Below are 866 nucleotides of genomic sequence, written 5' to 3'. Positions count from 1 at the left end.
ATCTACTACTTCATTTATATATTCATTTAACTCAGATCCTTTAATAACTTCATATATTTTATCTATGACATCTTTAGTATTCAGGTTATTGTTTTCACTTAGAATTTGATAAGCTTGAGCATAAATTAAAAACAGCCCTTGTAGACTAAATTTTAAGTTAAAATATTTATCCAATGGTTCCTCTTTTTTTCTAATGAATTCAGACAAACCAAAATGATTTCTGTGATCCATAAAACGACCTAAGTCAGCATGTTGAAAGCTACCTAAAAAAATAAATAACGTCTCTAATAAATTACCCTTACCAACAATTTTTATTAGTTCTTCAATTTCTTTTATCATTGCTGAAACCTATAATGTTCTACTTTATAGTATAAGGGATACATGGCAAAATAGCAATAAATGTTATTAGACTTCTTGCATAACCCAAACTAAGTAGAAAAAGGTATAGCTATACCGCCGCGGCACTAACAAGAGATCCCGCTAACACGCAGCGGGATACTATCTACACCGTCATACCGCGATTCATTCGCGGTATCTCTCAACATAGATCCCGCTAACACGTAGCGGGATGACGAGACTTATCTTTATGCTGCCACGAACCGTCATACCGCCGCGGTATCTCTTAGCCCGCTAACAAGTAGCGAAATGACAACAATCCTACGTCATACCGCCGCGGCGCTAACAAGCAGTGGGATAACGAGACTTATCTTTATGCTGCCGCGAACCGTCATACCGCGATTCATTCGCGGTATCTCTCAGCCACTAACAAGAGATCCCGCTAGCGGGATGACGGTTGTCGTTTAGCTACAAACATTAAGAAATTTACCAAACGAAAAAAAAGGCAAAAGAAGCCCCGTGGTTGGCTA

The 866-nt window shown here is 38.2% G+C and carries 1 pseudogene; it reads right to left on the bottom strand.

The annotated features are described in order from the left end of the window. Positions 1-339 (bottom strand): annotated as a pseudogene (locus OZD62_RS01275) (WD1261 family protein); the annotation flags it as partial. Between the last annotated feature and the right edge of the window lie 527 nt (positions 340-866).

It is taken from the genome of Wolbachia endosymbiont of Drosophila seguyi, from assembly GCF_028981765.1.
Classification (GTDB): Bacteria; Pseudomonadota; Alphaproteobacteria; order Rickettsiales; family Anaplasmataceae; genus Wolbachia; species Wolbachia pipientis.
This window is presented reverse-complemented; position numbering and strand designations above follow the sequence as displayed.